Source organism: Acinetobacter sp. YH01020 (assembly GCF_013420275.1).
Classification (GTDB): domain Bacteria; phylum Pseudomonadota; class Gammaproteobacteria; order Pseudomonadales; family Moraxellaceae; genus Acinetobacter; species Acinetobacter amyesii.
In genome coordinates, this window is sequence record NZ_VOYN01000040.1 from 23,611 (window position 1) to 32,371 (window position 8,761).

The 8,761-nt window shown below is 41.9% G+C and carries 8 protein-coding genes; 6 read left to right on the plus strand and 2 right to left on the minus strand.

The window, feature by feature from the left end:
• Nucleotides 1-3: 3 nt before the first annotated feature.
• A complete protein-coding gene (pdxH, locus tag FTT85_RS13745) occupies nucleotides 4-660 on the plus strand; it encodes a pyridoxamine 5'-phosphate oxidase (protein WP_180183779.1) in 657 nt (218 codons plus the stop codon).
• Nucleotides 661-2,364, plus strand: coding sequence for a single-stranded-DNA-specific exonuclease RecJ (recJ, locus tag FTT85_RS13750; protein ID WP_180008780.1), 1,704 nt, complete (start codon nucleotides 661-663; stop codon nucleotides 2,362-2,364).
• A 71-nt stretch (nucleotides 2,365-2,435) separates the two neighbouring features.
• Here recJ and FTT85_RS13755 read toward each other — a convergent pair whose 3' ends face one another.
• Nucleotides 2,436-3,221: a putative porin gene (locus tag FTT85_RS13755; protein WP_180041702.1), complete on the minus strand. Its 786-nt coding sequence runs from the start codon at nucleotides 3,219-3,221 to the stop codon at nucleotides 2,436-2,438.
• 326 nt (nucleotides 3,222-3,547) lie between these two features.
• The gene (locus tag FTT85_RS13760) at nucleotides 3,548-4,396 is read right to left on the minus strand and encodes a putative porin (protein ID WP_180116813.1); all 849 of its coding nucleotides are present in this window, start codon (nucleotides 4,394-4,396) and stop codon (nucleotides 3,548-3,550) included.
• Nucleotides 4,397-4,577: 181 nt separating this feature from the next.
• Here FTT85_RS13760 and prfB point away from each other — a divergent pair.
• From prfB to FTT85_RS13780, 4 genes are all read left to right on the plus strand, one after another.
• Nucleotides 4,578-5,673 (plus strand): peptide chain release factor 2 gene (gene prfB / locus FTT85_RS13765; RefSeq protein WP_111884474.1). Its coding sequence is split into 2 segments (ribosomal slippage): nucleotides 4,578-4,649 and nucleotides 4,651-5,673, totalling 1,095 coding nucleotides; the frame shifts between segments, so codons are not numbered across the junction.
• 154 nt (nucleotides 5,674-5,827) lie between these two features.
• Entirely contained in the window at nucleotides 5,828-6,127 is a 300-nt protein-coding gene (locus FTT85_RS13770; protein ID WP_078190555.1) for a helix-turn-helix transcriptional regulator, read from the plus strand.
• Between the two features lie 37 nt (nucleotides 6,128-6,164).
• Nucleotides 6,165-7,253, plus strand: coding sequence for an alkene reductase (locus FTT85_RS13775; RefSeq protein WP_180084429.1), 1,089 nt, complete (start codon nucleotides 6,165-6,167; stop codon nucleotides 7,251-7,253).
• Between the two features lie 87 nt (nucleotides 7,254-7,340).
• Nucleotides 7,341-8,621, plus strand: coding sequence for a 3-deoxy-D-manno-octulosonic acid transferase (locus FTT85_RS13780; RefSeq protein ID WP_180183780.1), 1,281 nt, complete (start codon nucleotides 7,341-7,343; stop codon nucleotides 8,619-8,621).
• The last annotated feature ends 140 nt before the right edge of the window (nucleotides 8,622-8,761 follow it).

Here is an 8,761-nt window from a genome sequence, read left to right on the forward strand (position 1 = left end):
TGCATGAATGATGTGATTAAGGACTTAAGTGAACTGCGTTTAACTTATCAAAAAGGTGAGTTGCATGAAGATCAGGTGAACCATGATCCACATGAGCAGTTTTTATTATGGTTTAACCATGCCTTAGCAGCACAATTGCATGAACCCTATGCCATGTCATTGGCGACGGCAAATGCCCAAGGTCGTCCGCACGTGCGGACGGTCTTGTTGCGTGGAGCAACCCATTCAGGTTATGACTTCTACACCAACTATGACAGTCAAAAAGGTAATGATCTGCTCAATAATCCTTATGCAGAGTTATTGTTTTATTGGCAAGAGCAGGAACGTCAAATTCGGGTCAGTGGTCGTGTGGAAAAGATATCTCTAGAAGAATCTACGGATTATTACCATAAGCGACCGCGTGATAGCCAAATTGCAGCGCACATTAGCACCCCACAAAGTGGTGTTATCGCCAGTCGTGAAGAATTACAACAGCGATTCCAAAATTTGCATGATCAAGTGGAAAGCAAAGACGTATTGGCGAAACCTGAGTTTTGGGGTGGCTATCGTTTAGTTCCGGATTATTATGAATTTTGGCAAGGCCGTCCGAATCGTTTACATGACCGCTTGAGTTATGAACAACAGGATGGTCAATGGGTTCTACAGCGACTGATGCCATAAATGTCTAAACTTTTAATTCAACAAAGACCCTATTTGACGCGCCCTGAAGATATTCAGGGCGTTGCGCCGTTTATTGCGGACTTATTGGCACGTCGCGGGGTTTCTTCCGCACAAGAACTGGAATTGAAGCTCAAGCATTTACATGCCCCGACCTTAAAAGGCATGCAGCAAGCTATAGAGTTGATCGACCAAGCCATTGATGCACATAAAAAAATTGTCATTGTAGGCGACTATGATGCCGATGGTGCAACCAGTACTGCATTGATGGTCTTGGCACTGCGTGATATGGGCGCGGATGTTGAATATCTGGTTCCAGACCGCTTTAAGTATGGTTATGGCCTGACACCCGCCATTGCTGATTTAGCCTTCGTGAGTTTTACCCCAGATGTGCTGATTACAGTCGATAATGGTATTTCGAGCCATGCTGGTGTAGCACAGGCACAGGCGCATGGTATGCAGGTGATCATTACAGACCATCACCTGACTACGAAGGAAACACCACAAGCAGAAGCGGTGGTGAATCCCAATCAATTGGGATGTGAATTTCCAAGTAAAGCCTTGGCTGGCGTAGGTGTTGCATTTTATGTGTTGGCCAATTTGGCCAGTATGCGCAAAAAAAATGCTAAATCCACAGCCAATCTCAGCCAATATTTGGACTTGGTGGCCTTAGGCACTTATGCCGATGTTGCAAGTCTAGATCTGAATAATCGGATCTTAATTGATGCTGGTTTGAAGCGGATTCAGCAAGGGCTATGTCGTCCAGGGATCAGTGCATTATTGGATATTGCCGGTCGTGATCCTGCACAGTTAAAAGCACAGGACTTGGGCTTTGTGGTCGGCCCACGACTCAATGCAGCTGGGCGTATGGAGACTATGGATATTGGGATTGAGTGTCTGATTGCGGCAGATTTAAGTACGGCTTATCCGATTGCGCAGCAGTTGAATCAACTCAATATTGAAAGACGCCAAGTCGAAGGGCAGATTAAACAGGAAGCTCTGGCTGAGTTAGAACATATTCAGCTTGATCAGGATAACTTACCTGCAGCCTTGATCATGTTTGAACAGCATTGGCATCAAGGGGTGATTGGGATTGTTGCAGGGCGTTTGAAAGAACAATTTCATAGACCTGCAATCGTCTTTGCCGCAGATGAGGATGGCGTACATATTAAAGGCTCTGCGCGTTCTATCGAAGGTATTCATATTCGAGACAGTATTGAGCGTATTGCTGAATTACATCCGCATTTGGTGAGTCATTTTGGCGGGCATGCAGCCGCAGCAGGACTAACCATTCAAAAGCAGCATTTTTCTGAATTTAAAACCGCTTTTGAAGCACTCATCGCTGCGCAAGATGAAAGTTTATTTCAGGCCACTATTTGGACAGATGGCGAATTGCCCGATTCGGCCATTAATGTCGAAACCGTCGATCTTTTGCAAAATTTAAGTCCATGGGGACAAAAATTCCCTGCACCGGTCTATGAAGGCCTATTTAAAGTTTTAGATTATCGTTGGTTGAAAGATGTGCATCTGAAATTAAAACTTGCTTTAGATAATGGCTTAATGGTGGACGCAATTGCATTTAATGCGGCAGAAAAATATGAATTTAATCCTATGCAAGATCAAATCCGCTTGGTCTACGAACTCGATAAAAATGAATTTAGAGGAAATGTCAGTGTTCAATTGAGAGTTCTACACTTGGCTCAATAAATTCTATTTTTACAGGCAAATAAAAAACCGCTCAGAAGAGCGGTTTTTTTTATGGTTTTGACTTCAATGGATTAGAAGCGGTATTTCGCTGCTACACCAAATGAATTGTAGTCATTGTTGCCAACTTCACCGAAACCAACACGACCTTCAAGGCTCACTTGTTGGTTGAAGAATTTACGTGCATTGATCCCTACTTCGTTACGATCAGTGACATCGTTGTTGTAGTAGTCAGCACCAACACTGAATGTTTTGTCGATGAAGTAATCCGCTGCTAGATTGAATTCATCTAGATCACCGAATGCTGCACCCGCTTCAAGGTTGATGTCTTTACCATTGCTTAAAGTTGTTACGTATTTAGCACGTAAAGTTGGATCTACACCGTCGTCATCGTCATTGTCCCAACCTTTTAGACCGGCAGCAACTAAGAAACCAGGTGCAGGAAGGTAACCCACTTCAGCTGCATAATAAGTTGTATCATTGTCTACTGTGCCGAATGGAGTGTCAACTTCGACATTATTACGGCTTACATCACCAGATACATAGAAATCTGAGTTTGGTACGAAGTATTCGATACCAACGCCATAAGTATTGTCGTCAACATTGCCACGATCAGCGAAAGTTGCGTGTGCATTTACGTTACTTGCACGGTTTAAGAATGCAGCTTCTGCAAGAGGAGCGTTACGCGTTTGAACAGGGTTGAAGTAATAAGTACCGTTTACACCAAATTCACTGCCAGAGCTTCCATTATCTGGGTCGATGTAACCAGCTGAAGCGCCTACTTCTGCTTGATAAGCATGAGCTGTACCTGTAATAGCAAGTGCAGAAAGAAGTGCTGAAGCAATTGCGAGTTTTTTCATGGAAACTACCCCTCTAAATTGTTTGGCTAAATTTAATACATTTTTTGTTACAAGTTTTAGTCTAGAGAATTTTTAAAGATGGTCAATCGCTGCAAAGTTGCAGAACTGTGTATTCGGTAATTTTATGTAATTTTAATTATTTAAGATATTGAAAAATATATAATTATTATTAATGTTTTGTTTTATTAAAACTGTGTAGATATTATGAATTTGTAGATTATTTGGTCAACAACTGGACTTTTTTTAAAGTAAATATTACATCGAAAAGAAAAAAGCACCTCAAATTTGAGGTGCTTTTTTAATGCACATTCCTAATTCAAACGAAATTAGAAACGTAAAGTTGCATTGATGTTGAACGCTTGAACGTCATCACCAAAACCAACTTGACCACCGATTGCTAGGTTCGGGTTAAGGAAGTATTTTGAACGGATAGCGAAGTAATCCGTGTCTTCATCACCATCATCTTCGATGTTGTAAGATGCACCAATGCTAAAAGCTTGGTCGAAGTAGTAGTCTGCACCAATCGTAACAGAGTCTAAATCACCAAAAGCGCCATCTGCCTCTAGGTTGATGTATTGACCATTGTTCAAAGGCGCAACATATTTTGCTTTAACAGCAAAACGGTTGTCTTCGTCTTCATCATTGTCGCCTTGATAGCCATCAATACCAACAGCAAGTAAAAGGTTAGAGACAGGTAAATAACCTACTAATGCGCGGTATGTTGTTGAATCATAGTCCTCGCTTGCTGAAATGCCAGCAACTTTTACTTCAGCTTTTTCTTCTTTGTAGCCTAATTCACCATTAAAGTAGAATTGTTCAAAGAAGTATTCAGCACCTAATGAAATATGGTGGCTGTCATATTCTGCTTTGCCTGCAAGCGGACCTGAAACAGGAAAATAATCTGATACATCAACTGTTTTTGTATCTAAATATTGATAGCTATATTTAGCATAAATATTGCTGTTATGGCCTAAAAATGCAGCTTCGTTTAATGGGCCATTTTTAGGGTTTACTGAGTCTAAATATAACGTGCCTTGTAAGTTGAACAATCCGTTTGAATCTACGATGTCATTGTCCCAATCTGTATAAGTAAAACCGCCATCAACTTGACCATCATAAGCAAAAGTTGATGAAGTGATAACAGCTAACCCTAGTGCAAGTAATGTCTTTTTCATAAAACCCTCGAAACATTATTGTTGTAAAAAAAATGTAATAAATAGTAATGCGAGCGTATTGTTCATATTATGTGCATTGAAGTCAATGATTTGGATGATCAATCTGGCTGAAACTGTGCAAATGCTCTGTGATATAATAGGCGGCTATTTAAGCCAAATTTTTTGATTGAGAGTAATTCACGTGGAAATTAATCCGTATCTATTACAGCTAAAAGACTTAAACGACCGTGGTCAAACATTACGGGGGTATCTTTGACTACGATCTGAAAAAAGAGCGTTTAGAAGAGGTTCTACGTGAGCTGGAAGACCCAGCAATTTGGAATGATCAAAGCCGTGCACAAGCAATGGCAAAAGAAAAAGGTGAACTCGAAAACGTCATTAACGTGCTCGAAGGGCTTTCAACCCAACTAGAAGATGCCCAAGCGATGCTGGATCTTGCGGTTGAAGCAGAAGAAGAAAGCTTACTTGCGGATGTTCAAGCAGAGTTAACTTCAGCGGAAGCAGAACTTGCGAAATTAGAATTCCGTCGTATGTTCAGTAATCCGATGGACCCGAACCCATGCTATGTCGAAATTCAAGCAGGTTCTGGCGGTACTGAAGCACAGGATTGGGCATCAATGTTACTGCGTATGTATCTCCGTTGGATTGAACGTCATGGCTTTAAAGCAGAAGTGATGGAAGAGTCTGATGGTGATGTGGCAGGGATCAAGTCTGCAACCATTCGTGTAGAAGGTGAGTATGCATATGGTTGGTTACGTACAGAATCTGGCGTACATCGTTTAGTCCGTAAGTCACCTTTTGATTCGGGTAACCGTCGTCATACTTCATTCTCAGCGGTTTTTGTATCGCCTGAAATTGATGACAATATTGAAATTGAAATCAATCCTGCTGATGTACGTACTGATACCTATCGTGCATCTGGTGCGGGTGGTCAGCACATTAACAAAACAGACTCTGCGGTACGTTTAACTCACGCTCCAACAGGGATTGTGGTGGCATGTCAGAACCAACGTTCACAGCACGCCAACCGTGACCATGCATGGAAACAGTTACGTGCAAAATTGTACGAACTTGAAATGCAAAAACGTAATGATGCGGCACAAGCGTTGGAAGACACCAAGTCAGATATCGGTTGGGGCAGCCAAATTCGTTCATACGTTTTAGATGACTCGCGTATTAAAGACTTACGTACCAGTGTGGAAAGTTCAAACACCGGCGCAGTACTTGATGGTGATTTAGATAAGTTTATTGAAGCCAGCCTCAAACAAGGTTTGTAATTTAAATTTATATAGAAAACAAAGTTCTATCTGTTCTTGATCAATATATCTAAAAAAATCGATATAAAAATCGAAAAAATACGATATAGTGTATTCAAGATGCTGAATAGAACTTTGTTGTCCAAATTTTTATTTAATTAAACCCGTTTAAATTATGGATATTGATTTAATTTTTAAAGCACTTGCCAATCCGACTCGACGTCAAATCTTGGAATGGTTGAAAACACCAGAACAGTTTTTGTCAGAAGAACAATGTGGCGGCTTTAATCGTGGTGTATGCGCTGGCAATATCGAAAAACTCGGTAATGTTTCGCAGTCTACGATGTCTAATCATTTGTCTGTGTTACAACAGGCGGGCTTAATTCAAGCCGAGAAATATGGTCAATGGTCGTATTTCTCACGCAATGAAGAACTCATTCAGCAATATATCGATTATCTGCAGAACTCACTTTAAATCATTTTTCGCATTTGAAGTGTCAGGCGAGACATATATGGCTGAACTTAATACTCCTCTCATTTTGGGTGATTTACACCTCAAAAATCGCGTTGTAATGGCGCCACTAACCCGTAGTCGTGCAACCATTGACCGTGTTCCAACGCCGATGATGGCTGAATATTATGCACAGCGTGCAAGTGCAGGATTAATCATTTCAGAAGCAACAGTCATTTCAGAAGCCGCTAATGGCTATTTGCAGACGCCGGGTTTATTTACCGATGCTCAAGTTCAAGGCTGGAAACTGGTGACCCAAGCCGTACATGAACAGCAAGGTTTAATTGTGGCGCAATTGTGGCATGTCGGACGTGTCTCACATCCAGATCTTTTGGATGGTGATACACCAGTGTCTGCCAGTGCGGTACAACAGGCAGGTTATGTCAGTCTGCTTCGCCCAAAACGCGAATATGTCGTGCCACGTCCATTAGAGATTGCAGAAATCAAAAGCATTGTAGAACAATACAAACAGTCTGCGATCAAAGCCAAAGAAGCGGGTTTTGATGGTGTGGAATTGCATGCGGCCAATGGTTATTTGATCGATCAATTCCTACAAAGCAAAACCAATTTACGTGAAGATGAGTATGGTGGTTCTGTCGAAAACCGCGCACGTTTATTGCTTGAAGTGGTGGATGCGCTGATCGAAGTGTGGGGTGCAGGTCGTGTAGGTGTACATCTTGCGCCGCGTGGTGATGAACACGATATGGGCGATCATGATCCACGTGAAACCTTTGGCTATGCTTTAGAGCAGTTGGGGCAACGGAAGATTGCATTCTTCTTTACCCGTGAATATCTGGCGGATGACAGTATTAGTGACTATCTGAAACAGCGCTCAAATGGAGTGCCGTACATTGCCAATATGCGTTTAAGCCGTGAAGATGCTGTTGATTTATTGGCCTCAGGTAAAGCCGATGCGGTGTCTTTTGGTAAAGCCTATATTGCCAATCCAGATTTGTTTGAACGTTTGCTAGCGAATGCTGCACTAAATGAATTGCAGTTGGAAAATATGATTGGGACAGATGTTGCCGAAGGTTATATTGATTATCCAAGCATGAAAAATAAATTTGGTTCAGGTCGTTCAACCTATTAATCGACACTTGAATACGCATTATCCATTAACATGTGGATAATGCTCTGATATATTCTGCCGATTCAAACCGTTTTTGAGCGTAATAATTTGACTACTCCTTTTTGGTATAACGCAGCTTTGGCGCTGATTAAACCGCTATATCAATGGCGCATCAAAAAACGTGCTGAAGATCTCCAACTATATCAGCAAGAGTGTCTTGAGCGCTTTGGGCCATTTCAGCCGGTTAAAAACCGCAATGCAATTTGGTTTCATGTGGTTTCCGTAGGAGAAACCAACGCTGCACAGCCGCTGATTGAACATTATCTCAAAGCAGGTCATCCGGTCTTAGTCACCAATACCACCAAAACCGGACAAGCGCGTGCGAAACAATTATTTTTAAAAGCACCGTATGAATCACTGTTTCAGGCCGTGTATTTGCCGGCAGATCAAAAAAAGTTAGTCCGTCGTTTTATCGAAAAATATCAACCTAAAATGTTGGCTCTGGTCGAAACTGAACTCTGGCCAAATTTGATGATTGAAGCCGATCAGGCCAACGTTCCGTGTTTATTGATTAATGCCAGATTATCTGAAAAATCTGCGAAGGGTTATGGCAAAGTCCCGAGTTTGACGCAGCCGATGCTAAAGAGTTTGAAACAATTATTGGCGCAAGATCAGGCAACTTTAGCGCGATTTATTGAGTTGGGTGCAAACCCGCATACCAGTCAGGTCGTGGGAAGTATCAAATTTGATATTCATGCGCCCGATAGCTTTGTGCAACAAGCAGCGCAGTTGCGTCAAGATTGGGGTTTGCAAGAGCGTAAAATCATTACCATTGCCAGTACGCATGCGCCAGAAGAACAAAAACTACTCGCAGCGCTGCAGCCGATTTTGCAACAACAGCCTGAGCTGTTATGTATCGTCGTACCACGGCATCCTGAACGCTTTGATGACGTTTTTGTAGAAGCGCAGAAACTGAATTTACGCACACAGCGCCGCAGTTTAAAGCAAACGATTCAGCCTGAAACACAAGTATATTTGGCGGATAGTATGGGCGAATTATGGCTTTGGCTGGCACTGAGTCAGGCGTGTTTTGTCGGTGGTTCTTTAAATGAACCGGGCGGTGGACATAATATTTTGGAGCCTATCGCGCTGCATGTCCCGACAGTATTAGGTCAGCATTATTTTAATTTTCAAACCATTGTGGATGAATTTGTAGCAGCTGATGCGGTTGTGGTTGTGCAGGATTTTGAGCAGGCGGCCAGTGCATTGGTTGAGATCATTCAAAATACTGCGAAAGCGCGGGCTTTAAATGATGCAGCTCAGCTGATTATGCAAAAGAATACCGGGTCGCTGCAAAAGCATATTCAGGTGATTGATCAATACCTTTGAATTTACAACCATGATCTCTGTACACGACAAAAATAGATAACTCATTGAAATAATGTCACAATAATTGTTTTCTAACGACGAATACTATGACACATCTCAATGAGTTATATCTTATCTTAAACAAATCTCTAAAATGGAAC